Source organism: Aquidulcibacter sp., assembly GCF_049239865.1.
Taxonomy (GTDB): domain Bacteria; phylum Pseudomonadota; class Alphaproteobacteria; order Caulobacterales; family Aquidulcibacteraceae; genus Aquidulcibacter.
The window spans coordinates 1-23902 of the sequence record NZ_JBMLTR010000160.1; the positions used below are offsets into that span (position 1 = coordinate 1).

The 23902-nt window shown below is 53.9% G+C and carries 30 protein-coding genes; 13 read left to right on the forward strand and 17 right to left on the reverse strand.

Going from position 1 to position 23902, the window contains the following annotated elements; translation table 11 throughout:
* Nucleotides 1-1254: FtsH protease activity modulator HflK (gene hflK / locus ACOVRA_RS11265; protein WP_421720368.1), on the forward strand; the 1254-nt coding region annotated here is incomplete at its 5' end.
* The gene (gene hflC / locus ACOVRA_RS11270; protein ID WP_290805918.1) at nucleotides 1251-2075 is read left to right on the forward strand and encodes a protease modulator HflC; all 825 of its coding nucleotides are present in this window, start codon (nucleotides 1251-1253) and stop codon (nucleotides 2073-2075) included. The genes hflK and hflC, both read left to right, overlap by 4 nt.
* Nucleotides 2076-2222: 147 nt before the next feature.
* Here hflC and ACOVRA_RS11275 read toward each other — a convergent pair whose 3' ends face one another.
* On the reverse strand, nucleotides 2223-2624 hold the full coding sequence (locus ACOVRA_RS11275; RefSeq protein WP_421720369.1) for a F0F1 ATP synthase subunit epsilon: 402 nt from the start codon (nucleotides 2622-2624) through the stop codon (nucleotides 2223-2225).
* A gap of 477 nt (nucleotides 2625-3101) precedes the next feature.
* Here ACOVRA_RS11275 and ACOVRA_RS11280 point away from each other — a divergent pair, with 477 nt between their 5' ends.
* Genes ACOVRA_RS11280 through ACOVRA_RS11290 form a run of 3 tightly spaced genes read left to right on the forward strand, consistent with a single transcriptional unit; the run spans nucleotide 3102 to nucleotide 4894 of the window.
* On the forward strand, nucleotides 3102-3590 hold the full coding sequence (locus ACOVRA_RS11280) for a Panacea domain-containing protein (RefSeq protein ID WP_421720370.1): 489 nt from the start codon (nucleotides 3102-3104) through the stop codon (nucleotides 3588-3590).
* Nucleotides 3580-3969, forward strand: coding sequence for a hypothetical protein (locus tag ACOVRA_RS11285; protein WP_421720371.1), 390 nt, complete (start codon nucleotides 3580-3582; stop codon nucleotides 3967-3969). Before ACOVRA_RS11280 ends, ACOVRA_RS11285 begins: the two co-directional genes overlap by 11 nt.
* A gap of 49 nt (nucleotides 3970-4018) precedes the next feature.
* Nucleotides 4019-4894 carry an IS1 family transposase gene (locus tag ACOVRA_RS11290; protein WP_421720372.1) on the forward strand — a complete coding sequence of 292 codons (876 nt, stop codon included), beginning with the start codon at nucleotides 4019-4021 and terminating at the stop codon, nucleotides 4892-4894.
* On the opposite strand, the gene ACOVRA_RS11295 is transcribed toward ACOVRA_RS11290, so the two are convergent.
* Nucleotides 4891-5118, reverse strand: a complete 228-nt coding sequence (locus tag ACOVRA_RS11295; RefSeq protein ID WP_421720373.1) for a hypothetical protein — start codon at nucleotides 5116-5118, stop codon at nucleotides 4891-4893. The genes ACOVRA_RS11290 and ACOVRA_RS11295 overlap by 4 nt on opposite strands.
* Before the next feature lie 25 nt (nucleotides 5119-5143).
* On the opposite strand from ACOVRA_RS11295, the gene ACOVRA_RS11300 reads away from it, so the two are divergent.
* Nucleotides 5144-5875, forward strand: a complete 732-nt coding sequence (locus tag ACOVRA_RS11300; protein WP_421720374.1) for a hypothetical protein — start codon at nucleotides 5144-5146, stop codon at nucleotides 5873-5875.
* 165 nt (nucleotides 5876-6040) lie between these two features.
* Entirely contained in the window at nucleotides 6041-6829 is a 789-nt protein-coding gene (locus ACOVRA_RS11305; RefSeq protein WP_421720375.1) for a DUF4440 domain-containing protein, read from the forward strand.
* 84 nt (nucleotides 6830-6913) lie between these two features.
* On the opposite strand, the gene atpD is transcribed toward ACOVRA_RS11305, so the two are convergent.
* From atpD to ACOVRA_RS11340, 7 genes are all read right to left on the reverse strand, one after another.
* Nucleotides 6914-8359, reverse strand: a complete 1446-nt coding sequence (gene atpD / locus ACOVRA_RS11310; protein ID WP_298227537.1) for a F0F1 ATP synthase subunit beta — start codon at nucleotides 8357-8359, stop codon at nucleotides 6914-6916.
* 40 nt (nucleotides 8360-8399) lie between these two features.
* A complete protein-coding gene (locus tag ACOVRA_RS11315) occupies nucleotides 8400-8624 on the reverse strand; it encodes a hypothetical protein (protein WP_421720376.1) in 225 nt (74 codons plus the stop codon).
* A gap of 32 nt (nucleotides 8625-8656) precedes the next feature.
* Complete coding sequence (locus ACOVRA_RS11320; RefSeq protein WP_421720377.1) at nucleotides 8657-9538, reverse strand: F0F1 ATP synthase subunit gamma; 882 nt, start codon at nucleotides 9536-9538, stop codon at nucleotides 8657-8659.
* 24 nt (nucleotides 9539-9562) lie between these two features.
* On the reverse strand, nucleotides 9563-11104 hold the full coding sequence (gene atpA, locus ACOVRA_RS11325; protein ID WP_290805900.1) for a F0F1 ATP synthase subunit alpha: 1542 nt from the start codon (nucleotides 11102-11104) through the stop codon (nucleotides 9563-9565).
* A gap of 3 nt (nucleotides 11105-11107) precedes the next feature.
* On the reverse strand, nucleotides 11108-11668 hold the full coding sequence (locus tag ACOVRA_RS11330; RefSeq protein ID WP_298227529.1) for a F0F1 ATP synthase subunit delta: 561 nt from the start codon (nucleotides 11666-11668) through the stop codon (nucleotides 11108-11110).
* Between the two features lie 222 nt (nucleotides 11669-11890).
* Complete coding sequence (locus ACOVRA_RS11335; protein ID WP_421720378.1) at nucleotides 11891-12301, reverse strand: type II toxin-antitoxin system VapC family toxin; 411 nt, start codon at nucleotides 12299-12301, stop codon at nucleotides 11891-11893.
* Nucleotides 12292-12591 (reverse strand): type II toxin-antitoxin system Phd/YefM family antitoxin, encoded by a 300-nt coding sequence (locus tag ACOVRA_RS11340; protein ID WP_421720379.1) that lies wholly within the window; start codon nucleotides 12589-12591, stop codon nucleotides 12292-12294. Before ACOVRA_RS11340 ends, ACOVRA_RS11335 begins: the two co-directional genes overlap by 10 nt.
* Nucleotides 12592-13187: 596 nt before the next feature.
* Between ACOVRA_RS11340 and ACOVRA_RS11345 the strand changes: the two genes are divergently transcribed.
* Together ACOVRA_RS11345 and ACOVRA_RS11350 are read left to right on the forward strand one after the other, a co-directional pair.
* A complete protein-coding gene (locus ACOVRA_RS11345; RefSeq protein ID WP_421720380.1) occupies nucleotides 13188-13907 on the forward strand; it encodes a DUF6624 domain-containing protein in 720 nt (239 codons plus the stop codon).
* A 1251-nt stretch (nucleotides 13908-15158) separates the two neighbouring features.
* Nucleotides 15159-15827, forward strand: a complete 669-nt coding sequence (locus ACOVRA_RS11350; protein ID WP_421720381.1) for a hypothetical protein — start codon at nucleotides 15159-15161, stop codon at nucleotides 15825-15827.
* Nucleotides 15828-16247: 420 nt separating this feature from the next.
* Here ACOVRA_RS11350 and ACOVRA_RS11355 read toward each other — a convergent pair whose 3' ends face one another.
* From ACOVRA_RS11355 to ACOVRA_RS11365, 3 genes are all read right to left on the reverse strand, one after another.
* Nucleotides 16248-16568, reverse strand: coding sequence for a helix-turn-helix domain-containing protein (locus ACOVRA_RS11355; RefSeq protein WP_421720382.1), 321 nt, complete (start codon nucleotides 16566-16568; stop codon nucleotides 16248-16250).
* Nucleotides 16549-16932 (reverse strand): type II toxin-antitoxin system RelE/ParE family toxin, encoded by a 384-nt coding sequence (locus ACOVRA_RS11360; RefSeq protein WP_421720383.1) that lies wholly within the window; start codon nucleotides 16930-16932, stop codon nucleotides 16549-16551. Before ACOVRA_RS11360 ends, ACOVRA_RS11355 begins: the two co-directional genes overlap by 20 nt.
* 73 nt (nucleotides 16933-17005) lie before the next feature.
* A complete protein-coding gene (locus ACOVRA_RS11365) occupies nucleotides 17006-17740 on the reverse strand; it encodes a TerC family protein (RefSeq protein WP_421720384.1) in 735 nt (244 codons plus the stop codon).
* Between the two features lie 259 nt (nucleotides 17741-17999).
* Between ACOVRA_RS11365 and flbT the strand changes: the two genes are divergently transcribed.
* Together flbT and flaF are read left to right on the forward strand one after the other, a co-directional pair.
* Nucleotides 18000-18452, forward strand: coding sequence for a flagellar biosynthesis repressor FlbT (flbT, locus tag ACOVRA_RS11370; RefSeq protein WP_421720385.1), 453 nt, complete (start codon nucleotides 18000-18002; stop codon nucleotides 18450-18452).
* Complete coding sequence (flaF, locus tag ACOVRA_RS11375; protein WP_290805875.1) at nucleotides 18400-18795, forward strand: flagellar biosynthesis regulator FlaF; 396 nt, start codon at nucleotides 18400-18402, stop codon at nucleotides 18793-18795. The genes flbT and flaF overlap by 53 nt, the downstream gene beginning before the upstream one ends.
* 21 nt (nucleotides 18796-18816) lie before the next feature.
* On the opposite strand, the gene ACOVRA_RS11380 is transcribed toward flaF, so the two are convergent.
* The 3 genes from ACOVRA_RS11380 to ACOVRA_RS11390 all read right to left on the reverse strand — a co-directional run bounded on the left by ACOVRA_RS11380 (nucleotide 18817) and on the right by ACOVRA_RS11390 (nucleotide 20507).
* On the reverse strand, nucleotides 18817-19407 hold the full coding sequence (locus ACOVRA_RS11380; RefSeq protein ID WP_421720386.1) for a TetR/AcrR family transcriptional regulator: 591 nt from the start codon (nucleotides 19405-19407) through the stop codon (nucleotides 18817-18819).
* 2 nt (nucleotides 19408-19409) lie between these two features.
* A complete protein-coding gene (locus ACOVRA_RS11385; RefSeq protein WP_290805870.1) occupies nucleotides 19410-19856 on the reverse strand; it encodes a PaaI family thioesterase in 447 nt (148 codons plus the stop codon).
* A 63-nt stretch (nucleotides 19857-19919) separates the two neighbouring features.
* The gene (locus tag ACOVRA_RS11390; RefSeq protein ID WP_421720387.1) at nucleotides 19920-20507 is read right to left on the reverse strand and encodes a MarR family winged helix-turn-helix transcriptional regulator; all 588 of its coding nucleotides are present in this window, start codon (nucleotides 20505-20507) and stop codon (nucleotides 19920-19922) included.
* A gap of 127 nt (nucleotides 20508-20634) precedes the next feature.
* Between ACOVRA_RS11390 and ACOVRA_RS11395 the strand changes: the two genes are divergently transcribed.
* Nucleotides 20635-21186, forward strand: coding sequence for an NUDIX domain-containing protein (locus ACOVRA_RS11395; protein ID WP_421720388.1), 552 nt, complete (start codon nucleotides 20635-20637; stop codon nucleotides 21184-21186).
* 144 nt (nucleotides 21187-21330) lie between these two features.
* On the opposite strand, the gene ACOVRA_RS11400 is transcribed toward ACOVRA_RS11395, so the two are convergent.
* Together ACOVRA_RS11400 and ACOVRA_RS11405 are read right to left on the reverse strand one after the other, a co-directional pair.
* A complete protein-coding gene (locus ACOVRA_RS11400) occupies nucleotides 21331-21729 on the reverse strand; it encodes an HU family DNA-binding protein (RefSeq protein WP_421720389.1) in 399 nt (132 codons plus the stop codon).
* A 63-nt stretch (nucleotides 21730-21792) separates the two neighbouring features.
* Nucleotides 21793-22851, reverse strand: coding sequence for a CobW family GTP-binding protein (locus tag ACOVRA_RS11405; protein WP_421720390.1), 1059 nt, complete (start codon nucleotides 22849-22851; stop codon nucleotides 21793-21795).
* 317 nt (nucleotides 22852-23168) lie between these two features.
* On the opposite strand from ACOVRA_RS11405, the gene ACOVRA_RS11410 reads away from it, so the two are divergent.
* The gene (locus ACOVRA_RS11410; protein ID WP_421720391.1) at nucleotides 23169-23849 is read left to right on the forward strand and encodes an exopolysaccharide biosynthesis polyprenyl glycosylphosphotransferase; all 681 of its coding nucleotides are present in this window, start codon (nucleotides 23169-23171) and stop codon (nucleotides 23847-23849) included.
* Nucleotides 23850-23902 lie beyond the last annotated feature (53 nt).

Consider the following 23902-nt stretch of genomic DNA (forward strand, 5'->3'; position numbering starts at 1 on the left):
GTCTTTGGCATGTGCCTTTGCCTAGGTTTAGCGGCTCTGGAATGGAAACACGTCTATATGCCTTGGAATGATAACTCGTCTGGCGGCGGTGGTGGCCCTTGGGGTCCTAGTGGTGGTTCGAATGGTAATCAGCCGGGCGGTGGCTCTGGGCCTAAAAATCCATGGGGTGGCGGTCCAAACCAGCCACCTCGGCGTCCGGGTAGTTCTGGCGAGAGTGGCAATCTAGATGAGTTGGCCAAGCGCGTCGAAGATCGCTTGAAGAGCGTTCTGGGCGGCGGCGGCAATGGCGGCGGCGGCTTGAAAGGCGGCGGTGGCGGCGGTGAGCCCATACAGTTTGACAAGCGCACAGTCGGCGCGATCGTCTTGGTCGCTGTCTTGGGCTGGGCCGCAACAGGCGTTTACGTCGTGGATGCCGGTGAAGAGGCCGTGATCCAGCGCTTCGGCAAATATGTATATACGGTCGAGCAAGGCTTGCAGTTCCATCTGCCCGCGCCGATTGAGACCCGCCAAATTGTCGATGTGCAAAATGCGCGGTCTTTGACGGTTGGCGGCGGCTCTGAGGCTGGTTCGAATGATGGTCTGATGCTGACTGCAGACGAAAACATCGTTGACGTTGGCTTCCAAGTTTGGTGGCGCGTTGAAAACTCCCGCGATTACTTGTTCCAAGTTGCCCACGGCCCTGAAGGGCGCGGCAATGCCGAAGAGACTGTGCGCGCGGTTGCCGAATCGGCCATGCGGGAAGTCGCAGGCAAGTCCCAACGAGAGCAAGTGCTGTCTACCGGTCGGGCGCAAGTGGAAACGCAAACACGCGACCTCATCCAGCGCACGCTGAATGAATATAAGGCCGGTATTCGGATCACGCAGGTCAATTTGACGAAGGCAGAGCCGCCAGCAGCGGTGAATGATGCGTTCCGTGAAGTAGCAGCGGCAAGCCAAGAGGCAGAAACCAAAATCAACCAAGCTCGTACTTACCGCAATGCGGTGGTGCCGCAGGCCCAGGGTGATGCAGCACGCTTCAACCAATTGTACCAAGAATACAAACTGGCACCTGAAGTCACGCGTCAGCGCCTGTATCTGGAAACCATGGAACGGGTCTATCAAGGCGCAAACAAAGTTTTGCTCGATCCCGGCCGCGCGGGTGCAAGCCCGATGGTCGTCTTGCCGCCTGAATTATTGAAAGGGGCGGCTGCCCCAGCCGCTGCACCTTCTGCGCCTTCTGCGCAAAATGCGAACCCGCAGGGAGTTGTCCGATGAACGCCCGTACTCTTCCGATTTTGGGTGGCTTAGCCCTTGGTGCGGTTATCTTGGCCAATGCGTCCTTGTTCACCGTCAGCGAGACGCAACAGGCGATCACGCTGCAATTTGGTCAGCCCAAGAATTTCTTTAACATTGATGGCACAGACCCCGGCCTAAAGGTGATGATCCCCTTTGTCCAACAACGGGAAATCTATGACCGCCGCATCCTAGATCTGGCCCCCTCTGGCAAAAGCGAAGTGGTGACGGCAGACCAAGAACGTCTTGAAGTCGATAGCTTTGCCCGTTGGCGCATCGTCAATCCTTTGCGCTTCTATCAGGCAGTCCGGACCGAGGCCCGCGCCCGCGATCGTTTGACCAGCTTGCTGGAAGCATCCTTGCGGCGCGTCTTGGGTTCGGCTCAGTCAACAGACATCATTTCGGGTCGTCGTTCGGCTCTGATGAACTCGATCCGCTCAGAAATGAACCGCGAGGCGACCGCGCTCGGTATTCAAGTGGTTGACGTGAAGATTCGTGCAGCCGACTTACCGCCAGCTAACCAGGAACGTGTGTTTGAACGCATGCGGTCCGAACGTCAGCAGGCAGCAGCCAGCGTTCGCGCGGCGGGTGATCGTCAAGCGCAAGAGATTCGTGGTGGTGCAGATCGCGAACGGGCCAAGATTATCGCCGACAGCTATAATCAAGACCCAGACTTTGCGGCCTTCTATCGCTCGATGCAGGCCTATGAGAAGGCACTGCCAGCGGGCACGACGATTGTGACCACACCCGACAGCGACTTCTTCCGCTACTTCAAGAGCCGCCGCGGCGAGGGTGGCCAGTAAAGTAAGCGAGATTCTCCCCCTGCCGCTTCTGTGGCGGGGGGATTGCCACTTCACCGCCTGTGACGCCACAGGCATGCGCCAATACCCCGCTCGCAGAGAGGCTGTCCCGAAGGGACTGACGAGGTTTTGAAATAATCTAGATCTAGCTTAAGCCGCGGCGCGGATGGCTTCGAGGCGGGCAACCTTACGCTCAGCTGCGGCCTTCTGGTCGGCATCCTTGGCATCGCGCGCGTCTTCACGGGCGTTTTGCAAGTCCTTCTCGAGGCCAGCTGCGTCCAGGTTTGCCAAGTCCACGGCGTCTTCTGCCAGAATGGTTAGGCCTTGTGGCGTCACGTCGGCAAAGCCACCGCCGACGAAAATCTTGCGTTCGCTCGCGCCATCGAGAATGCGGATTGCGCCTTGCTGAATGACCGTCATGAACGGGGCATGCTGGCTCAAGACGCCGAACTGCCCATCCACACCGGGAACCACCACCTGATCGACTTCACCCGAATACAGGGCACGCTCAGGGGAGACCAAAGAAAAGTGAAGTTTGCCGGTGGTGGCCATGGTTATGCTCGCTCATTGCGGGAAAGGATTGTTGCGGTGCGTTTAGCATTTGAGCGCCCAGCATGCAAAGCACTGCAACAGTCGGTAGTGTCTCAGTTTGAAATTTAATCTCAGATTATGCTGGTTGCGTAAATTGAACACAATCCACAATTATGATTCGGGAATGCGGTGACTCACGGACTCCGTTTGTCGGCATTGTCAAGAACCCAGTAGCATTTGTCTGAGGATGGATGTATAATTCGATTCTAACAGTTAAAGGAATTGTTATATGCCAAAGGGACCACAAGGACAAAGACGTCCAGCCGACGCAATCGGCTGCGCTGTCATGGTCGGGCGTATAGCGACCGGAGATGACGTAGACACGATCAAGAGTGGAAAGGTTCGCTCAGGCAAGGCTGGCGCGGCTGCGCGGGCAGCTGTGCTTTCCCCTGAGCAACGTTCTGAAATTGCCCGCAAAGCTGCAGAAGGGAGATGGAGATGAATGCAATTGACTTAGCTAATTTGTTTCTTGATCGTTTCGGCAAGGAAAATGCTTTAACTCACATGAAGCTGCAGAAGTTGGTCTTTTTTGCTGATGGCTGGAATGCAGGGTTTAAAGAGTCTCGCCTTCTTGAGGAGGCACCAGAGGTTTGGCGGTACGGCCCCGTCTATCACTCGCTCTACAGCGCGCTTTCAGGCCGTGGAAACAACCCTGTCCGTGGCCTTATAAAGGCCACGCCATTTACCGATCCAGTAATCAACCCTGGAAACGACGACATTTCGAAGTTGGTTGACTGGATATGGGGCAAGTATGGTCAGATTTCAGCTGTTAGGCTCTCTGATATGACGCACGCAATTGGAACGCCTTGGCACACGATGGCTGTTAGGCATAACTTTAAAGTGCCTTTTAACTTGCAAATTCCGGATGACGTCATGCGTGAATATTTCAGGAAGTTGGCTCATGAAGAGGGCTTAGTTGAAAGCTGAAGACCACTCTGATCGACTTGAATTAGACCTCACGCCAAGCGGACTTGAGGAAGAGATAGCATATTCTGAGCCAGATATTTATGAACCTAGACGGTGGCCTGATCCTGAAGTTAGGCGGAAGCTATTAGCAAACGAAGATTATGAAAGCGACATCAAGGAAAAGCGTAGATTTGCAAAATTTGCGTATAAGGTTGCTTGGGTATGGGTTTGGTTCTTGATAGCAATTATAACGTTGCAGGCCACTCCTGATTGGTTTGGTTTTGATTTGCCCGAAGTAGCCTTTAGCTTAGTAGTTGGTTCTTTGACGCTTTCTGTTTTCGGATTTGCCTACTTGGTTGGCAAGTATCTGTTTCCGGAAGGCGGATCAAAGCGAGATTAAAATGAACAAAATGCTTGCTAAATAAATTCTGTTCAGTTAGAACGGATGCATGAACAAGCTGTCTCTCGCCAAACGCACCCAAATTCTCGCCATGCTTTGCGAAGGTTCTTCAATGCGCTCAATCTCGCGCGTGGTGGACGTCTCAATCAACACCGTCACAAAGCTACTTGAAGACGCTGGGGAGGCTTGTGCGGCTATTCACGATGAGAACGTCCGCAATGTGAAAGCTAGCCGTATCCAGTGCGATGAAATCTGGTCGTTCTGCTGCGCAAAACAAAAGAACGTTGCGACCGCAAAGGATGCACCGGAAGAAGCTGGTGACGTCTGGACATGGACAGCTTTGGATGCAGATACCAAAATGATTGTCTCTTGGTTCTGTGGCGACCGCTCTAGCCAGTCGGCAATTACCCTTATGGATGATCTGCGCGACCGCTTGGCCAACCGGGTTCAACTTACCACAGACGGCCACAAGGCTTATTTGGAAGCTGTAGAGGGCGCATTTGGCGGCGACGTGGACTACGCCATGCTTGTGAAGTTGTATGGGGAAACTGCCGGACCAAAAGGCCGCTACAGCCCCGCTGATTGCATTGGCGCTCGTAAAGAGAAGATCGAAGGCAATCCAGACATTGAGCACGTTAGCACTTCTTATGTTGAGCGCCAAAATCTCACCATGCGCATGTCTATGCGTCGGTTTACACGGTTGACTAATGCCTTCTCAAAGAAGCTGGACAATCATATGCACGCCTTGGCGCTGTATTTTGTCCATTATAATTTTTGCCACATCCACAAAACATTGCGCGTAACCCCGGCTATGGCCGCAGGTGTCACAGATCGTTTGTGGTCTTTAGAGGATGTGGCAAACGTGATTGAAGCTAGATCGGCTAAGCCAGCCAAGCGCGGGCCGTACAAGAAGGCCATGGTCTAAGCCAAGTTGAACTGTGCCTGAAGGCGGGACACTGCAACATCAGACACAATGCGAGCCAAAATCTCTATCGTGGCAAAATCGCCATCCCCTACTTTTTCATATAAAAAGTAGCCACTCGGATCATCGATTTCTTGCCCGGACATGGCCAGCTTGCGATCTGATAGAGGCGCAAGACAAAGAGTTCGATTTTCGCCTAATTCTACGCTAAGGTAAAGCTGATCCATTTTAACCCTCTGGAGTTTCGAAGCAATGTCAGACCCTAAGAAGACTCATCGATTGGTAAAGGTTCCGTCAATTTCATCTCGATACTTGGCTGATTATATGGCGGCAACCGAAATGGGTCGGCGCACAATTTTAACAGCTTGCAAATACCAAGCGATCGCAAGAGTGGTGCAACATGACGCTGCGAAAATGGCTATATCAAGGTTTTTCCGATCAGAGAATCCCCTGATCACAGACCTTGCATCTGAGGCACAAAGACTGCGCAACCAAATGGCAGACTCAGATTTTGATCGAGACGTAGCCGACCATAACGCTGATTATATTGATCAGTTTGCCACAGTTGCCCATTTGGTTGAAGTTCCATCGGACGCCGAATTTATTGATCCCGGTCAATATCAAAGGATGGATATTGGCGGTGTTAAGGTTGGAATTGACATTCAGTTCCGCCTACGACGGGTAACAAAAGCCAACAAGATAAAACTTGGGGCAGCAGCTTTTCGATATGCCAAGGGAAAGCCCTTGAAGCCTGAGATAGGCAATTGGCAGTCGGCTTTGCTATTAAGCTATCTAGGTGAAACTGCGGTTGAGGTTGACGCAGCCCCAGAGTCTAAAATTTGCCTGACGATTGATATGTTCTCTGGCAGGGCACATCCGGCCCCATCCGATAGCGTAACTCGCTTTAAAAACATGCAAGCTGCTTGCGTGGCAATTTCCGAGCGATGGGAAAACATTAAGCCCCCGGCAAACGCAGTTTTCTAAATTTCAAACTGAGACACTACGCAACAGTCGAAACCTCACCTCAGCGTGATCAAAAATGTTCCGTGCAGACGGTCGCTGTTTCTTGTTACTCACGCGTCATGAGCGCGCCCTGTTATGTTGACCGGAGCTCAGCGTGCTCATGGATTGAAAGGGAGCAATCGAACGATGTTCAAGGAATTTATGATCGGGCTAGGCGCAATGGCGGCTGCAGGCTCTGCGATGGCCCAATCGGCCCCTACAGCGGATGCTTTATGCGCTAAGGGCGAGATTGTTACGGTGCGCTTCAATGAGCTCACACCGGCTGGCAGCTTTGATGGCTTTAATGCCGCTGCGGTGGCCAACCAGAAATATTATCGCGACAAAGGCATCACGCGGAACGTGCAATTGGTCGGCCGCGCCATGGTTCGCGACACGGCAACCGGAACTTGGTCTTTCTCAGACAAGCGGGTCTCTACCGCGCATGTGAATCCACCGAGTGGTCGAGCCGACACCAATGACTCCGCATGGAAAGCTTTTGTGGCGCAATTTGACGCCAATTCCACCGTCACAGCCCAACAAATGTTCTGCTACACGCCCGCGATCGACGAAACCGCGACGATTGTGGCTGAGATCAAGAAGTTTGAGCAGGTTTGGGCGGACACAGCCGCCGCCGGCAATGCCGCCGGATTGGGCGCGCTCCTCGATGACAGCTATATCAGCTACGGGAAAGCGAAGCCCGAAACCAAAGCGGATTTATTGGCCAGTACGGCCGATCCCAAAAAGCGCCCAGCCTCTGTCAAAATCAGCGATGTCACCGTGAAGGTTGATGGCGGCTATGCCTTTGCCCAAGGCGTTTGGACGGAGACGGCAAAAGACGGGAAGGTCACCGTGTTGTCCTTCTTCGATGTCTGGAAACAAAACCGCGATGGCGCGTGGAAAGCCATGGTGAGCCAAGTTGGCCCAGTCTCGCCCTGATTTAGGACAGCCTCCAAAGTCCTAAAACTAAAAGGCCCCGCAGCATCGCTACGGGGCCTTATTTTTGTTGCATGCGAGCAGCGCTTAGGCGGCTTCAGCAGCCATCTTTTGAGCCTTAGCAATGGCTTCGTCGATATTGCCGACCATGTAGAAGGCTTGCTCTGGCAAGTGGTCATAGTCACCGTTCACGAGGCCCTTGAAGCCGCGGATGGTGTCTTCCAGCGACACGAGCTTACCGGGCGAACCGGTGAACACTTCTGCCACGTGGAACGGCTGCGACAAGAAGCGCTCCACCTTACGGGCGCGCGACACGACCAACTTGTCGTCTTCCGACAATTCGTCCATGCCCAAGATCGCGATGATGTCTTGCAGCGCTTTGTATTGCTGCAGGATTTCTTGTACGCGACGGGCGGTTTGATAGTGATCTTCACCTACGATGCGTGGCTCAAGAATCCGCGAGGTGGAGTCCAGCGGGTCCACAGCGGGGTAGATACCTTTTTCAGCGATCGAGCGGTTCAACACGGTCGTTGCGTCCAAGTGGGCGAACGAGGCGGCTGGTGCAGGGTCGGTCAAGTCGTCGGCTGGCACGTAGATGGCCTGAACCGAGGTGATGGAGCCCTTTACCGTTGACGTAATACGCTCTTGCAAGCCACCCATGTCGGTCGCCAAGGTTGGCTGATAGCCCACGGCCGAAGGAATACGACCCAGAAGTGCCGACACTTCCGAACCAGCTTGGGTGAAGCGGAAGATGTTGTCCACGAAGAACAACACGTCTTTACCTTCTTCATCGCGGAAATATTCGCACTGGGCAAGGCCCGTCAAAGCCACGCGTGCACGCGCACCTGGGGGCTCGTTCATCTGACCATAGACCAAGGTACAACGCGAACCTTCCGAAGAACCATTGTTCTCCTTCGGGTCGACGTTCACTTTGGATTCGATCATTTCATAATAGAGGTCGTTACCTTCGCGGGTACGTTCGCCCACACCGGCCAACACCGAATAACCACCATAGGCCTTTGCGATGTTGTTGATCAGCTCTTGGATCAGAACGGTTTTGCCCACGCCGGCACCGCCGAACAGACCAATCTTACCACCCTTGGCGTAAGGGCAGAGCAAGTCCACGACCTTAATGCCGGTGGCCAAAACTTCTGGCGCTGGCTTTTGGTCGACAAAAGCAGGAGCTGCTTGGTGGATCGAGCGCTTGCCTTGGGCCGAAACGATTGGACCGGCTTCGTCGATCGGCTCACCAATCACGTTGATGATGCGGCCCAAAGTGGCAGGACCAACTGGCACCATGATGGGGTTGCCGGTGTCGGTGACTTCTTGGCCACGAACCAAGCCCTCGGTCGCGTCCATCGCGATGGTGCGCACGGTCTTTTCACCCAGATGCTGGGCGACTTCCAACACAAGGCGCTTGCCATTGTTGCTGGTTTCCAAGGCGTTGAGGATGCTTGGCAGTTCGCCATCAAACTCAACGTCGACAACGGCGCCAATTACTTGGGCGATCTTGCCTTTAACATGGATGCTCATAGTGTCGTGTCCCGTTCTAAAAGTCTCTGTTTTGAGCCGCTTACGCGTTCTCTAAGTCTAACCGTCTTTCGATGCGACCAAGCCGCTCGTCAAACCGGTCCATTCGTTTTCCAAGGCCACCCATCATGACGAGAAGTTGGCCTTGCGTTTCTTCCAAAGAGGACACACGGGACTTGATGTCTGACATGTCGAGACTGACTGCGTCCATCTTACTTCTGATATGTCTCAGATGTTCAAGGATTAGGCTCTCAACATTATCGGTCATCTCAGATCTCCAGCGACCCCTTATATCATAGTTTACACCGCCTGCGCACCCGCGATAATTTCTGTCAATTCGGTGGTAATCATGGCCTGACGCTTGCGGTTCATTTGCAAGGTCAGTTTCTTGATCAGGTCGCCTGCGTTGCGGGTTGCGTTATCCATAGCACCCATTTGGGCCCCGTAGAAACCAGCAGCATTTTCCAGCAAAGCGCCCAAAATCTGGCTGTCGAGATAGCGTGGCAGCAAAGCTTCCAGAATCGCTTCTTCGCCTGGCTCATAGGTATAGACGCCACCGCCCGTATCGGACGTTGCAACGCCTTCTGGGGCAACAACCGGGATCAATTGTTGTACCGTGGCGATTTGGCTGATGACCGACTTAAAGCGCGAGAACACCAGATGCGCGACGTCAAACTCACCGGCGTCGAACATCTCAACCAATTTGTGGCTGACTTGTGCGCTTTGGGCCGCACCCAAGGTGCGTACGCCGGCAAATTCAATATGGCCAACCGACAAAGACGCATAGAGACGCTTTAGTTGATCGCGACCCTTTTTGCCCACGGTCAAGATTTTGACCGTTTTGCCCTGCGCTTGCAGGCTGACAATCAGTTCACGCGACTTCTTGACGATATTGGTGTTGAACCCGCCGCACAGGCCGCGCTCTGAGGTGGCAACCACCACCAAATGGACTTGGTCATTGCCAGAGCCACGCAGCAGCTTGGGAGCCGCATCAGAGCCCTGCACCGACGTTGCCAAATTGGCCACGGTCCCGGCGACTTTTTCACTATAGGGGCGCGCCGCTTCGGCTGCCTCTTGCGCACGCTTCAGCTTTGCCGCCGCCACCATTTGCATGGCTTTGGTGATCTTCTGCGTCGACTTCACCGAAGCGATACGCGTGCGAAAGTCCTTTAAGCTGGCCATGGATTGGTTCCCTCAGCCCCGCTCTTAAGCAAACGTCTTGGCGAAATCATCAAGCGCTTCTTTGATGCGCGCTTCAATGTTGTCGGCCTTGATGTCCAGCTTGGTCTTGATCGCGTCAGACAGGTCTTTGTACTTCCCGCGCAAAGCAGCCTTCAATTCGGCCTCATAGCGCTTGATGTCGCTGACGGCGACGCTGTCCAAATAGCCCTTGGTACCGGCATAGATCAGGACGACCTGATCTTCGACGGCCACTGGCGCGAACTGGTCTTGCTTCAACATTTCGGTCAAGCGGGCACCACGAGCCAGCAAGCGCTGGGTCGAAGCGTCCAAGTCCGAACCGAACTTCGCAAAGGCGGCCATTTCACGATACTGGGCCAATTCACCCTTAATCGGACCGGCCACTTGCTTCATCGCCTTAACTTGAGCCGACGAACCCACGCGCGACACCGACAGACCGACGTTCACAGCTGGACGCACGCCTTGATAGAACAAGTCGGTTTCCAAGAAGATCTGGCCGTCGGTGATCGAGATCACGTTGGTTGGGATATAGGCCGACACGTCGTTGGCTTGGGTTTCGATGATTGGCAGAGCCGTCAGCGAACCAGAACCATTGTCTTCGTTCAGCTTTGCAGCGCGCTCGAGCAAGCGCGAGTGCAGATAGAACACGTCACCTGGATAGGCTTCACGGCCTGGTGGACGACGCAGCAACAAGGACATTTGGCGATAGGCCACAGCTTGCTTGGACAAATCGTCATAGATCATCAAAGCATGCATGCCGTTGTCGCGGAAATATTCGCCCATGGCGCAAGCCGAGAACGGTGCCAAGAACTGCAGCGGTGCAGGCTCAGAAGCGGTTGCGGCCACGATGATCGAGTACTTCAAAGCACCAGATTCTTCGAGGGTTTTCACCAACTGGGCAACGGTCGAACGCTTTTGGCCGATCACGACATAGACGCAATAAAGCTTTTGGCTTTCTGGTGCGTTGTTGTCATGGGCTTCGCGCTGATACAGGATCGCGTCGATGGCGATGGCGGTCTTGCCGGTTTGACGGTCGCCAATGATCAATTCGCGTTGGCCGCGGCCGATTGGGATCAGCGCGTCGATCGACTTAATCCCGGTCTGCATCGGCTCATGCACCGACTTACGAGGGATAATGCCGGGGGCTTTCACGTCCACCTGCTTGCGCTCGGCTTCGATATCAACCAGTGGGCCTTTGCCGTCGATGGGTTCACCCAATGGGTTCAGCACGCGACCGAGCAAACCTTTGCCGACGGGAACGGACACGATTTCGCCAAGACGCTTAACAGTGTCGCCTTCCTTGATCCCACGGTCTTCACCGAAGATCACGACGCCGACATTGTCGCGCTCGAGGTTCAAGGCCATGCCTTTGATGCCGCCTGGGAACTCAACCATTTCGCCCGCTTGGACGCTGTCGAGGCCATAGACCCGGGCGATACCGTCACCAACGGACAAGACGGTGCCGACGTCAGCAACAGCTGCCTCAGCGCCGAAGTTTTTGATTTGATCCTTCAGGATCGCGGAAATTTCTGCGGCGCGGATGTCCATGCCTCAGGCCCCCTTCATCGCAATTTTGAGTGCGTCGAGTTTAGATTTGACAGAATCGTCGAACAGCCTGGAACCAACCTTGACGACGAGGCCGCCAAGAAGTTCAGGCTTTAGCGTGGTTTCTACATCAACCGGTGCCTTAAAGGCCCGGCCGAGTGCTTCAGTCAGGCTCTTGAGTTGTTCTTCACTCAAGGGCTCTGCAGTCGAGACTTCGGCCAGAACGGCGCCACGTGCCTGAGCTGCTAAGCTCAAGAATGCCGCCAGCATGCCGCCCAAGTCCGCCGAACGACGGTTTTGGGCTGCAAGGCCGAGAAAGTTTTGCGTGATGGCGTTTGCCTTCATCTTTTTGGCGATGGCACCAAGTGCTGCTGCCTTTTGCTCCACAGGGAACAGCGGGCTGGTCAAGGCCGCGCGCAGGTCCGCGCTGGTCTGCCAAGCGGCCAAGAGCGCCTTGGCGTCTTGCTCCACAGCAGCAACCTTCTTGGATTCAGTCGCCAGGTCGAACAGCGCCGCGCCATAGCGCTGGGCTGCTTCACTGATGGCGCTGCGATTTGATCCACTCAAAGGGTCTACTCACGTGTAAGACACGCCAAAGCTACCAGACTGAGCGAGGGCGTGCACATTAGATTAAAGGAACAAAATCAGGCGATTCGATACCATAGGTCTCGAAGCTGCTTTGTGATGCGTGGCGTCTAGCATGCGGTAGGCGCATTCGCAACATTGGGGAGGCAGGGAGTTGCAGGGGGTTTGGGCAGTCCGAGGCCGTAAAGACGACTTGCCCCGTGACTAACCTTTGGCTTGAACCCCGACAATCGATTCCGCCAAGCCGCCACTGGCCTCGGCCAAGCGCTCATCATTTGTCCAAAGGGCTGAACAGCCATGGAATTGGGCGCATGCTAAATGCAACGCATCGGGCATTTTCAAATTTCCTTGCGAGCGGATGTGCGCCGCTTGGCGAAAGACCGCTTCATTTAAATCAAGGATTGCCACGCGTTTGAATAAGGCTTCATAGTCTTGAACGACAAAGCTATTCCCGCTTTTGAGCGGGCCAACCAAACACTCGGCCATGACCAGGTGCGAGACCGCAAATTGCGCTTCTGGTTGGCTTGCCAGTGCCTTGATAACATTGCCGTGAAACCGCGATGCAGACTCAATTGCATAGACGCAGATGCAGCTATCGAGATAAATTAGTCCCATGCATCACGATTTCGTTGGACATAGGCCTCAATCTCCTCATCCTTCAGCATCGGCCCCCGCACAGGGCGCGCTTGTAACCAAGCTGACAGGGCCGCACCGCTGTTCACCGGCACCGCTTCGGTGTCCCCTACCTCAATGGGCGATAGACGCACAACAGGCTGCCCGCGATTGGCAATAATGACCTCTTCGCCTGCCTGAGCCGACTTCACGAGCTCAGACAAGCGGTTCTTGGCTTCCAATATATTGACTTGCACGATGGAGCGCTCCCAATCTGGCCAAGTTGATAGCATAAACTGGCTAGATTTGGAAGGGGCGTCTGTCTTCAGACTCAAGTAATTCGCGTCGCCCGTGGTGAGCACTCCATTTATGGAATGCACCATGGTCAAGCAATTCCTGAGAACGTTTAGGTGTGGCCTTAGCCAAATGACTCGGAACGGTTCAATGCGTCGCTTCGCTTGCCTTGAAGCCATCCGACAATTCTTATTGCGCAAGCTGGGGTGTCAAGGGGTGAAATCGACTTCGTCGACGCGCGAAGCGCGCCCCTTGACGCCCCATCTTGCGCGCCCACACTTGAGCACAGCCTTTGCCTAGGCAGGGCCTGCGGCAAAGGCTGTCCGAAGCGAGAAACGGCGACACCAATGGCGATCAGGTTTAATGCGGACCGTCATACAACGGCGACTTTTGGCCGAAAGGAGAAGGTCTGGTTTTGGGTGTGAGGTGCGGGAAAACTGCCGTTAAAAAGTGAGAAAATTCCGGGAGTACAGGGCCTGAACCCGGCGCAGGCAAGTCGTACTCCTTAAGGCTACAATGTTTCATTTGACGCCCTGCCAGAAGAATGGGAGCAATTGAGTTAAGCAGATTAGTAACGCAAAAAAGGATCGAGATTTTGTTACGGGCAAATCCACTCAAGCTGCTACTTGTTCGTTTGCTGTTGATTCCAACCTTAGTTGGTTGCGGGGTGGCACCACCGCCTTCTCAAGAATCTCGCACGCAGTCAGAAAAGCAGCCATCAAATGTGGCGAGTGTTCAATCGGTACAAGAATTGGAGCAGCGATATGCAGACTTAACGACTTTGAACCTTAGCAATATTTCAAAAGCCGCCGAACTTGACCAAAAAAATAGGAGCCTGCTTGCTTCGCTTCAGAACAAGGGGACCCTGACGAAGGACGAAGAGGCGCTGAAGGGTCGGTTGTTGGTATTAATGGGCAACAGAGGTCAGCAAAATTTCGAAGAGCTTATGGAGTTAAAACCAATGGGCCGTTGGTTCAATTCGAATGAACTTGACCCCGCCGGGCATCGCGCGGCGTTCATAATCCTGCAACATGGCGATATTTCAAAAGTTCTTGATCTTGTTCCGGAAATCAAGGCTGCTGCAGAAAGCGGGCTTCTCAGCAAGCAGCAATACGCCCTATTCGCCGACAGAGTTGCCGTTGTTCGAGGGGAGCCACAAGAGTTTGGCAGTCAAGTAAACTGCGTAAATGGGGAGCCGATTTTCCCGCCCGTAAGAGACCCAAACGAGATCAACCAGCGGCGCAAAGAAGTTGGAATGTCAAAAACTCTCGAAGAGTATCAACAAGAGATCACGGACCTAAAAATGTGTAAGTAGCGAGTGTTACACCCTAAAATTTGGTATTATCGAAATTCACCCTTAAATTAAGAATCAGATTACATTGGCGCCGAGCGTATTTCCCGAGTTATGGTCGTGAGGACAAGATTAAATCCTAATGCAGATATTCAAGTATTTCACAAAAGAGGCTCACGCGCTGGCGTTCATGAGGCAAGGCCAAATACGCTTCGGATCACTAAACTACTATCGCAGTATCGAAGATGGCGGCACAAGAGGCGACCCGTTGGATGGGACTTTACACTATGCCCCAGAGAAGGGATTTGCGATAACAGTGATCGATGACGGTCAGACCATTACGGGTAGCCGTTTAACCGCCCCCGCCGAGGGTATGTTTGTTTTCTGTGCCAGTCTCGAGTGTTCTGAAAATCGTGCAATAGACTTTGGCCGTTACTGTGTTGAAATCAATGACTCGGAAACAATCTTACGGCGCTTACGAACAAGAGCATCGGCGGCATCGAATATAGATTACGAACGCGCACATATGGGTCCCACGGTCTATCGCCCGCTGGATCAGATACCGGGAGTAGATTGGGCATTTCCGGACCGAGTTGTTTTGATCAAGCCCCCTGAATATGCTCATCAGAATGAGTTTCGTATAGTTTTGCCCATGAAAGCGAATAGGAAGCCAAGCGGCGATTATATAAGTCTTATCATTGGCAACCTGGCTGGCGTAACCAAGTTACACACCTTTAACTGATTTTTACCCTAGCCTAACAATTTAGGCCTTAGCGTTGACTGAGTGCGAAGGAAAGCAGACTCCGTCCAAGTGGGACCCTCCCGACTCAGTGATCGCAAAAGCTCCAGACCGAAATCAAAGGGGGGGTGGGTCACCCGCAATAAGTCCGCTTTCGAGAAGCCCCGAACCCGCCCTATCCGGCAACCCCCTGGCGCAAAGCAGACCGCAGGACAAAATTCACGCTTAATGTTTGCAGACAGAAGCGCTCAAAAGTGGGCCATTAAGCGGCGGTTGTAAGCGGGGACATTTCTCAAGGTTGGCTGTCCGATTTTCTGTCCCGGCCGACCGCCGCGACGGCCAATCGTTACCGCCTTTTGTGGCAATCAGGGGCCCCTCGGTGATAGGTGCTGGCTTTGGTGCGCCGTTGAGGTCACCAAAACCGTTCCAAGACCTCATATACTCCGCCACTTCCTAATCGCGCGAGGGGCTTTCGTTTGGTGCAGGACAAACCCCCATCTATCCCACCCCCTGTTAACGTCCTCGAAAATCCGGCGATGTCGTTCTCTCTGGCCCCCTTTACCTTTGCGCTGTCTCAAGCTTCAAACCTCCGCGACCGGGTGCTCGGGGTAAGCGAGTTACTGGGCAGGCCGGCGTTTGTGCGAAAGGCGGTGGCGGCGCGCCTGCGCAGCGGGGTTCGGGCGCTGGAAGCTTTCTTACGACGTATCTTGATTTTGATGGCGCTGGATATTGAGCCTGATCTGGTCGCCGAAGTACAGACTGAAAATCTGGCACGCGCAAAAGAGCGGAAAGTGTGCGCCAAAAGGCCGTTTCTGCGAATCTTTCCCGCCCCTCAGAAGAGCCGCATGTTTGACTTTAAGCAACAATTTGGCGCGCCCCGCACGTCAGACCTGTCCCCACATGCCGCCGCATTGCCACCCGTTACAGTGCCCATTGGCCATTGGTGGCGGCAGCTGGATTATCTTCAAACCATCATTAATGACCCAGTTGTAAAAGCGCGGCGCTTGGCTTTCAGCTTGGCGCGGCGCCATCATGGCCTGTTGATGGCCCCCGATCAAAACCGCCGCGTGATGCGCGGCTGCGGCACAGAACCCACCAGCGTGTTTGACGCAATTGCGTTTCAAATCATGCAAAAAAGCCGATCAAGGCCACCGCCGCTACCCCCGCCACGCCGTTGGCCAAAGCCCATGATCACAATTTTGTAGCGATGGCCCCGCTATTGCGATGTAGTGGGGTCGCTGTCGGCTGTGCGTCTGCTCCCACTAGCGCTTACATTCAAGCAAAAGCGCGCCAGCCTTACTCTCTTTCCTGCCGGTTTCTGAAAGCCATAAGCACCGATAACAACACACTGAAGGCAACTGTCGCCCAAAAAGAATTGAAGGCGAGAACCATGGATGTGATGCCGCCTTCCCCGTAACAGCCTTCACTAAAGAAGTGTGCCGTGAAGACAGCCAAAGGAACGATAAACGGAAGGAGCAGTCCCCAAGCAACCCAGGAGTCCCTCAAAGACCATAAAAGAAAAGAGAAAAAGGCCAGCATCAAAATTGGAACGGCGAGGTTTGTGGCGCACATGGGCTGCAGTTTCCAGAAAGTAATGCTTACAATATTCGGACGAACTAGCCCCCTTAAACAATCCCCGCAAGCCCTTTGCGACTGACAATGGAGAGCAGCCGCAAAGCCGGTCCGCCCGGCTTTTTGACGCCGCGCTCCCAGTCCGAAACAAGGTTTTTCGAGACGTTGAGGTAGCGTGCAAATACGGGTTGCGAGACCGCTTCGCTTTCACGCAATGCCTTTATCTCATCGGGGCGTAAGAGCGGGGCGTCAGTCAGGCAACTGTCATCAAACTCCTGCATTGTTTTTTTATCGATCGCACCAACCTCGTGAGCACCTTCCATCATTTGATGGATGGACGCTAAAGCCTCGCTTTTATAGGTTTTCGCTGTCATATCGAACCTCCATCCATTGCTTGGTTTCCACCAAAGCATCGATCTCAACTTGTGAAAACGCCAAAACAAGTCTGGCCGCTTTCTTGAACTCTTTCAATTCTGACTTGGTCAAGTTTGACTTGTCGCTTTTTGCAAAACCGAAAGCAAAAACAGCGCGGTCACCTGATCGGAAGAATAAGAGAGTTCGAAACCCCCCTGACTTGCCAAAGCCCTCGCGCGTAATCCGCTGCTTCAGCAAGCCGCCGCCTAAATCAGCGTCAATTTGACCGTTCTGAGCGCGAGCGACGGCATTACACAGCGCACCGTCGAGAATGTTTTCTTTGAGTGCGAATTTTGCAAACCAAGCGTTCTTATAAATTCGCATTGCGCGCCAGCCCAATTATTGTCCTTACATATCACACTGGGTGTTACATGTGAAGGCTTCTGAGGCTAAGCACCTAAATCCCTTCGCCGTCCTGGCCTTCGCGTTCATTCTTGCGTTTGACGGCGATATTGAGGGCCTCGACCATGACGGAAAAGGCAATGGCGGCATAGAGATAGGTGCGCTCAATATGTTGCCCAAAACCATCGGCTACCAAGACCATGCCGACAATCAAGAGGAAAGCCAGCGCCAGCATCTTGGTCGTCTCATATTTATCGATAAAGGCAGAAACGGCCTCGCTGGCAAACATCATGACCGCGATGGCGATGATGACTGCAGTGACCATGATGGCGAGATTGTTGGACATGCCAATCGCGGTGACAATCGAATCAATCGCGAAGATCACGTCGATCACCGCAATTTGGGCGACAACGACCATGAGTTTCGTCGATTTGGTTTTTGGACCGGCATGGTCTTCAACCGTCTTCGATCGGACAATCTCGTCGATTTCCAGGGTGGCTTTATACAGAAGATAGCCGCCGCCGGCGATCAGGATTAAGTCGCGTGCCGAAAAACTATGACCCATCAAGGCAAAGAGCGGTTTGGTCAGCCCCGCCAGCCAGACCAACATGGATAGGAGAATAATGCGGAGGATGAGGGCCAGCGCCAAGCCCATGCGCCGCGCGGTCGCTTGCTGTTCTTTCGGAAGTTTCGACGCGGCAATTGAGATGAAGATCACATTGTCGATGCCGAGGACGATTTCCAACAGGGTTAATGTCGCCAATGAGGCCCAGCCATCCGCTGTCGCCATCCATGCAAACCAATCCGCCAATTCTCGATCTCCCCACGCCGCACAACAGCCGCGCTCATATGTCTTGGTTGCCCGCCACGCCAAGGGCGGTCAAGCGATGACGTGGGTTCTAGCTCACAAATTCGTGACTCGCACCATGCCTCAGCACGTGAAGGCATTCGTTAACCACGTTTGTTTATCTTGTCTGAGGAAATTGCGTTGTAGGATTGCGTCATACCGACGTTATCCCCTCAGCGCCTAAGGCACGCAGGAGCTTGAAATGCCGCTGAAACTATCCCTGAAGCCGAACGAAAAAATCGTGCTGAATGGTGCCGTTGTTCAAAACGGAGATCGTCGAACCACACTTTTGCTACAAAACAAGGCGTCGGTCCTGCGCGAAAAAGATATCATGCAATTGGAAGAGGCGAACACGCCAGTCCGTCGCATCTATCTGCCGATCATGCTGATGTATCTGCAGGGTCAGGAATCTCCTGACCAATATAATGAATTCGCGCTGCGCATGACGGAGTTCATGAGCGTGGTTCGCGTTCCCGCTATTCTGGAAGAATGCGTGAACGTTTCCCGCGAAGTGATGACGGGTGAGTATTACAAGGCATTGTCCAGATGCCGGAAACTCATGGATTATGAAGCCGAACGGCTGAATATGGAGGGGATTGAGCATGTCGCTCAGAGCGTATCAGAAGGCGCAACAACGAGTCGAAACGCCGCGTGAGATTGAGTATCGGCTGTTCGGGCAAGTCACCCGCGCGCTAATGGATATTCAAGATCTGCCGAGACACGAAATCTCCCGTCGTATGGACGCGCTGGATTGGAACCGGCGTGTCTGGTCGTTTATGGCGGCAGATTGTGCGAACCCCGACAATGCGCTGCCAGAAAACCTGCGCGCTTCCATCATCTCGCTGAGCCTTTGGGTTGGCCGCTATTCCAGTGAAGTGATGCAGAAGGGCGAAGATGTTGAGCCGTTGATCGACATCAACCGCACCATCATGCAAGGCTTGGCCAGCCAGATTGAGCGCCAAAGTGAAGCTGCCCTTCAGGCCTCCGAGGCAGGCTGAACGCAAATAGCCGCGCTCGCATCAGCGTTGATTGATGTGGAGCGCGGCCAAAGTCACCGACCGAATCAAGAGATCACTCGAGCGCGCCATGCGGGCAAGGCTAATGCCGCCCTCTAAACTGGCCAGCGCAAGGCACGCCTTATCATGGGCCTCTTCGGTGCCACCCAAAGCCGTTTCGAACCGTGCCAGCCAACGCTTCTGGGCATCACAAATCGCTTGCGTGAGGGCGCTTTCCCCCGGACTGGCCGCCAAAAGTCCCAAAAGCGGGGTTTGGGTATAATCGCTGCGGCGCAACCAGCTCACACATTCATGTGCCAATTCTAACAAGACCGCGCCTGCGCGCTTATTCTTGGCAAACTCTGACGCCAAACGTGCATCGATTTCGTCAGCAATGAAACCGACCGCCGCAATCGCCAATTCTTCTTTGCCACCTGGAAAGTGATGGTAGAGCGAGCCTTTGGGCAGGTCTGTCGCTTCGAGAATGTCGGAGATGGCCACCCCGTGATAGCCCTTGGCTTGAAAGAGCGACAGCGCCGCAGCAATCAATCGCTGTTTTGAACCCAATGCGGCAGCGGTCGCTGCGAGGTGTGTTTCTATGTCGCGGATTGTCATGGTTATGTTTCTGAAATGAGGACTTTAAACGTGGCATTTGCCCGAGCAATGAGTGTGTCGTCAGCATAAATCAATGCATCGATGAGACCTGTTCGTCGTGACGCGGTGACCACGCGGGGCACAATAGATATCCATTGGCCAATTTGGGCGATGTCGACATAGTCGACATGAAGGGATGTCGTCACAATTCCTGAGACTGCTTGTGGTCTTCCTTCCTTGGCCTCGCCACGCGATAAACGCGCCATGCCAAGAGAGAGGCCCATCGCATTATCTGCAAGCGCGGCAATCACACCCCCATGCAACAAACCGCGCCCATTACAATGGCACGTATCGAGCATAAAGCCTAATTCATAAACACCTTGATCAGTTCGGGCATAAAGGGGTTGCCATGGATCGGTGACGGGGCTTTTGCGGGCATGAGGGGTAAACCCTGAAGGGATGTCTGACATAAGTCTTTGATATCAAGACTAGACTGACCGGTCTATAGCCAAAATGAAGGGGCAAATCAGCCGCTACTTGGCCTTTTTTTCCTTTTTCTTTTTCTTCTTCTTGTCTTTCTTCTTCTTGCCGCCTGCCTTGGTCTCATCCAGGTCAGCTGTCGGCATGGCCAAGCGGGTCAGAAGTTCCACAAAGCCTGCCCGTTTGCCGGCAGGCAGGCGCGTCAAGACCGCTGCATCAACTTCCGCCAGCTTTGGCATAGCCTCTTCAAACATGGCGCGACCGCTGGCCGTCAGGGTCACTGAATTCGCCCGGCTGTCCGTAACCGACTTAGTCCGCTGGGTTAGCCCTTTGGCCTCCATGCGCGCAACCATCTCTGCCAAAGTCGACCGATCAATGCCGGTGCGCACCACCAATTCACTTTGAGAGACACCGTCCTGTGCCGCTAAAACAGCTAGGACGGCGAATTGGCGCTGCGTCAGCCCATTGGCCCCCAAGGCAGCCGCATGAAGATCGGCAGCTGCTTGTTGCGCCCGATGCAGCAGATGGCTGGGAGACTCATTCAGTGGGAAAGAGGTGGCGGGTGTGCTTTGCGGTTCCGGGGACTCGCCGGAACTAGATACTGCGTGCACCGGCGTCGCTTCTTGATCTTGATCACTCATCTCGCTACTCGCCTTCAAGCCCCAAATGCGGGTGCATTTCACTCCGTCAGCGTCCTATCATTGATTTTTGACGACTGCGCGACACCTCACTAGCTATACATGCTCCTTTCAAGGAATAAGTCACCGAATGCCAGCCAATTTTTCGTTACAAATACCCGCCGGAGAGGATCGCATGCGGCAAGTCTGCGATACCTGTGGCTTCATCAACTATGTGAACCCGAAGATTGTCGCAGGTGTCGTGATTGATGACGGGCAGGGACGAATTCTCTTGTGTCGGCGCGCGATTGAGCCGCGCCATGGCTTCTGGACGGTGCCGGCGGGCTTTATGGAAGAGCGCGAAACCACGGCGGAAGGCGCAGCGCGCGAAGCTTGGGAAGAGGCTCAAGCCAAGGTCACCATCAATGCGCTTCTAGGCATTTATGAGGTGCCCCGCATCAGCCAAGTCCATTTCATGTATCGCGGCACTTTGAGTGAAGACAGCTTCGCGCCGGGTCCCGAAAGCCTCGAGGTCGCCTGGTTTGCTTATGAAGATATCCCTTGGGATCAGATGGCTTTTCCAACCGGCGTTTGGGCGCTCAAGGATTGGGCAAAAGTCCAAGGCCAAGCCGCCTTTGTGCCATTCTCAAACCCGCCGGGCATGGAACACATGACCCATCCAAGAAAAGCGGACGGGGAATAAGCGCATTGTATCGCCCAGATACAACAAAGGCCCGAACCTGACAGGAGGCCTAGGGCAGCTCAAGTCAGGTCGGGCTTCGTTGGACTGTTTGTCTGTTAGGGGCGGACCTCTTCGGATGGATCGACCCAACCCCAAGCTAGACGATTAGTTCAATGCATCTTTCAACGCTTTGGAAGCTTGGAATTTTGCAACAGTCGCTGCTTTGATTTCGACGGTCTCGCCGGTCGAAGGATTGCGGCCTTGGCGCGCATCACGCTTCGAAACTTTAAATTTGCCGAGGGGGGCCAAGGTGACTTCGCCGCCAGCCTTCAGGCTCTTCACAATCGCTGCGGTCAGCGCGTCGATCGCGGTGTTGGCTTTGTCCTTCGTGATGTCAGCAGCTTCTGCGACGGCGTCGATCAAATCTTTTTTGCTCATTGTCGTTTCCTTAGTCATTGGCCGCCGCACCCAGGGCGGATAGCGGCAGCGTTGCGCATCCATCTGTAACCAGAGGGATGCAATGGCCGCAAGCAATGGCGCTTCGGGTCCAAAGGTCAAGGCCATCTTGAGGTACCAAACCCCAGATTCTGCTGAGAATCATGGGGTTTCGCTGACAATTATCGGTGATCAAGCCGCGCAGGCGCGGAATCCTGCTTCAATTTCTGCTCGTACAATGGGGTCAGCAAGGTTCCGTCCGATCAAGACGAATCGGCTTTCTGGAACCGAATCAGCGGCCCAAGGCCCCTGATAATCGCCCTCCAACATCATATGGACGCCATGAATTATATAGCGTCTCGGGTCGTCACCCATTTGAAGCACACCCTTGAGGCGCAAGATATCGAGGCCGCGCGTGCCGACGAGGTCGGACAACCAGGCATCAAATAATTCCTCCGACAAGGGTGCGCTCACGCGCATTGCGATCGAGTCGATCCCTTCATAATGGCTGTGCTCGTGCTCGTGGTGATGATGGTCATGCCCATGATCATGCGCATGGTCATGCCCGTGATCAGAATGTTCGTGATGGTGATCTTTGGGCAGGAAATGCGGGTCGAGGCTCATGGCACGGTCGAGTGAGAAAGCACCAAGATCGAGGATTGCGTCCAAATCCACATTGGATCGCGACGTCTTCACCACTTTTGCCCCACGATTGAGGCGTTGGATGATCGCTTGGGCAGAAGCGAGTTGCTCTGGCGTGGCCGCATCCATCTTGTTCAGCACGATGACATCCGCGAAAGCAATTTGCTCAACCGCCTCTTGGCTTTGTTCAATCTGGCCCGCGATATGGACAGCGTCGACAACGCTGACCACCGCATCCAAATAGGCGCGGTTCTTGATTTCGTCATCCGCAAAGAAGGTTTGGGCCACGGGCGCGGGGTCTGCGAGCCCCGTTGTCTCAATAATGACCCCGTCAAAGGTCTGCCCACGGCGGAATAAGGCACCGAGAATTCGGATGAGGTCACCGCGCACCGAACAACAGACACAGCCATTATTCAGCTCAAAGATTTCTTCGTCCACATCGACGATCAAGTCATGATCGATGCCAATCTCACCAAACTCATTGACGATCACCGCGTACCGCTTTCCGTGCGGTGCGGTTAGAATATGGTTCAGGAGAGTCGTCTTGCCGGCTCCCAGATAACCAGTCAGCACGGTCGCTGGAACTTTGGCTGTCGAATCACTTTGCATGTCTCAGTTCGCCTTGCTTCTCGCGTTCAGGGTAGGGTTTCGGCCGTTTATAGCCAGAAACGTGTGTGTAGTCTCGGGTAACGCACCTAAAAAGACTTCTATGGTGGACAGAAAGGTATCGTTAACCTATTGACCCGCCGCAAGATCGCTTTCAAGCGGCGTTTCGGCGAGGGCACCATCCGTTTCTACACAAGTGGACAAGACTTGTGCCCTTCGAAAGCTATGCCATGCTGCACGGACACATGAATTATATTTTAGGGCCTGCGATTTGCATTGGGAAACCCCAAGCGTCTCAATTTGGGGCAAGGGTACAATAGATGAACAATATTTCTGCAAGGCTTAATGCCGATCTTGCACAGATCAGTTTGTACAGACCAGTACCGGCCAAAGAACTTTCAAATTCAGCAAACAGTGCGTTTAAACGACTGTTTGATGTGATCTGCTCCCTCGTCGGTTTGATTTTTCTAGCGCCTCTTTTGATCACAATTGCTATTCTGATCAAGGCAACAAGTCCCGGTCCGGTTTTGTTTGCGCAACTTCGCACTGGTCTCGGTGGCAAGACGTTCACGATCTATAAGTTCCGCACCATGACGACGCTGGAAAATGGTGATCGTATTGTGCAGGCCTGCCGCCACGACAGCCGTATCACCCGCGTCGGCTCTTTCTTGCGACGCTCGAGCTTGGATGAATTGCCTCAATTGTGGAATGTCCTGATTGGGGACATGTCTGTAGTTGGGCCACGTCCGCATGCAGTGGCGCATGATCATTATTACGGCGCACTTCTGCCAGAGTATCGCGATCGGTTTCGCGCGAAACCCGGCATCACAGGCCTTGCCCAATGCAATGGCGCGCGCGGACCCACGGAGACTCTCGACAAAATGAGCCGCCGCATCCGTCTGGACCTCGCCTATATTGAGCGTTGGTCGCTGGCGATGGAAGCCCGCATTCTTGTCAAAACGGTCAAAGTTATCGTCGGCGGGGACGACTGCGCCTTTTAAGGCAGTGTAATCCCCATTTGCTCCCGCAAAAGGTCTCGCCAGATCGCCTCGCT

What these genes read in the sequence shown, in the direction of transcription:
- hflC (WP_290805918.1), top strand. Translation starts at nt 1,251, where the DNA reads ATGAACGCCCGTACTCTTCCGATTTTGGGTGGCTTAGCCCTTGGTGCG.
- ACOVRA_RS11275 (WP_421720369.1), bottom strand. Translation starts at nt 2,624, where the DNA reads ATGGCCACCACCGGCAAACTTCACTTTTCTTTGGTCTCCCCTGAGCGT.
- ACOVRA_RS11280 (WP_421720370.1), top strand. Translation starts at nt 3,102, where the DNA reads ATGAATGCAATTGACTTAGCTAATTTGTTTCTTGATCGTTTCGGCAAG.
- ACOVRA_RS11290 (WP_421720372.1), top strand. Translation starts at nt 4,019, where the DNA reads ATGAACAAGCTGTCTCTCGCCAAACGCACCCAAATTCTCGCCATGCTT.
- ACOVRA_RS11295 (WP_421720373.1), bottom strand. Translation starts at nt 5,118, where the DNA reads ATGGATCAGCTTTACCTTAGCGTAGAATTAGGCGAAAATCGAACTCTT.
- ACOVRA_RS11300 (WP_421720374.1), top strand. Translation starts at nt 5,144, where the DNA reads ATGTCAGACCCTAAGAAGACTCATCGATTGGTAAAGGTTCCGTCAATT.
- ACOVRA_RS11305 (WP_421720375.1), top strand. Translation starts at nt 6,041, where the DNA reads ATGTTCAAGGAATTTATGATCGGGCTAGGCGCAATGGCGGCTGCAGGC.
- atpD (WP_298227537.1), bottom strand. Translation starts at nt 8,359, where the DNA reads ATGAGCATCCATGTTAAAGGCAAGATCGCCCAAGTAATTGGCGCCGTT.
- ACOVRA_RS11315 (WP_421720376.1), bottom strand. Translation starts at nt 8,624, where the DNA reads ATGACCGATAATGTTGAGAGCCTAATCCTTGAACATCTGAGACATATC.
- ACOVRA_RS11320 (WP_421720377.1), bottom strand. Translation starts at nt 9,538, where the DNA reads ATGGCCAGCTTAAAGGACTTTCGCACGCGTATCGCTTCGGTGAAGTCG.
- atpA (WP_290805900.1), bottom strand. Translation starts at nt 11,104, where the DNA reads ATGGACATCCGCGCCGCAGAAATTTCCGCGATCCTGAAGGATCAAATC.
- ACOVRA_RS11335 (WP_421720378.1), bottom strand. Translation starts at nt 12,301, where the DNA reads ATGGGACTAATTTATCTCGATAGCTGCATCTGCGTCTATGCAATTGAG.
- ACOVRA_RS11340 (WP_421720379.1), bottom strand. Translation starts at nt 12,591, where the DNA reads ATGCTATCAACTTGGCCAGATTGGGAGCGCTCCATCGTGCAAGTCAAT.
- ACOVRA_RS11350 (WP_421720381.1), top strand. Translation starts at nt 15,159, where the DNA reads ATGTCGTTCTCTCTGGCCCCCTTTACCTTTGCGCTGTCTCAAGCTTCA.
- ACOVRA_RS11355 (WP_421720382.1), bottom strand. Translation starts at nt 16,568, where the DNA reads ATGACAGCGAAAACCTATAAAAGCGAGGCTTTAGCGTCCATCCATCAA.
- ACOVRA_RS11360 (WP_421720383.1), bottom strand. Translation starts at nt 16,932, where the DNA reads ATGCGAATTTATAAGAACGCTTGGTTTGCAAAATTCGCACTCAAAGAA.
- ACOVRA_RS11365 (WP_421720384.1), bottom strand. Translation starts at nt 17,740, where the DNA reads ATGGCGACAGCGGATGGCTGGGCCTCATTGGCGACATTAACCCTGTTG.
- flbT (WP_421720385.1), top strand. Translation starts at nt 18,000, where the DNA reads ATGCCGCTGAAACTATCCCTGAAGCCGAACGAAAAAATCGTGCTGAAT.
- flaF (WP_290805875.1), top strand. Translation starts at nt 18,400, where the DNA reads ATGTCGCTCAGAGCGTATCAGAAGGCGCAACAACGAGTCGAAACGCCG.
- ACOVRA_RS11380 (WP_421720386.1), bottom strand. Translation starts at nt 19,407, where the DNA reads ATGACAATCCGCGACATAGAAACACACCTCGCAGCGACCGCTGCCGCA.
- ACOVRA_RS11385 (WP_290805870.1), bottom strand. Translation starts at nt 19,856, where the DNA reads ATGTCAGACATCCCTTCAGGGTTTACCCCTCATGCCCGCAAAAGCCCC.
- ACOVRA_RS11390 (WP_421720387.1), bottom strand. Translation starts at nt 20,507, where the DNA reads ATGAGTGATCAAGATCAAGAAGCGACGCCGGTGCACGCAGTATCTAGT.
- ACOVRA_RS11395 (WP_421720388.1), top strand. Translation starts at nt 20,635, where the DNA reads ATGCCAGCCAATTTTTCGTTACAAATACCCGCCGGAGAGGATCGCATG.
- ACOVRA_RS11400 (WP_421720389.1), bottom strand. Translation starts at nt 21,729, where the DNA reads ATGGCCTTGACCTTTGGACCCGAAGCGCCATTGCTTGCGGCCATTGCA.
- ACOVRA_RS11405 (WP_421720390.1), bottom strand. Translation starts at nt 22,851, where the DNA reads ATGCAAAGTGATTCGACAGCCAAAGTTCCAGCGACCGTGCTGACTGGT.
- ACOVRA_RS11410 (WP_421720391.1), top strand. Translation starts at nt 23,169, where the DNA reads ATGAACAATATTTCTGCAAGGCTTAATGCCGATCTTGCACAGATCAGT.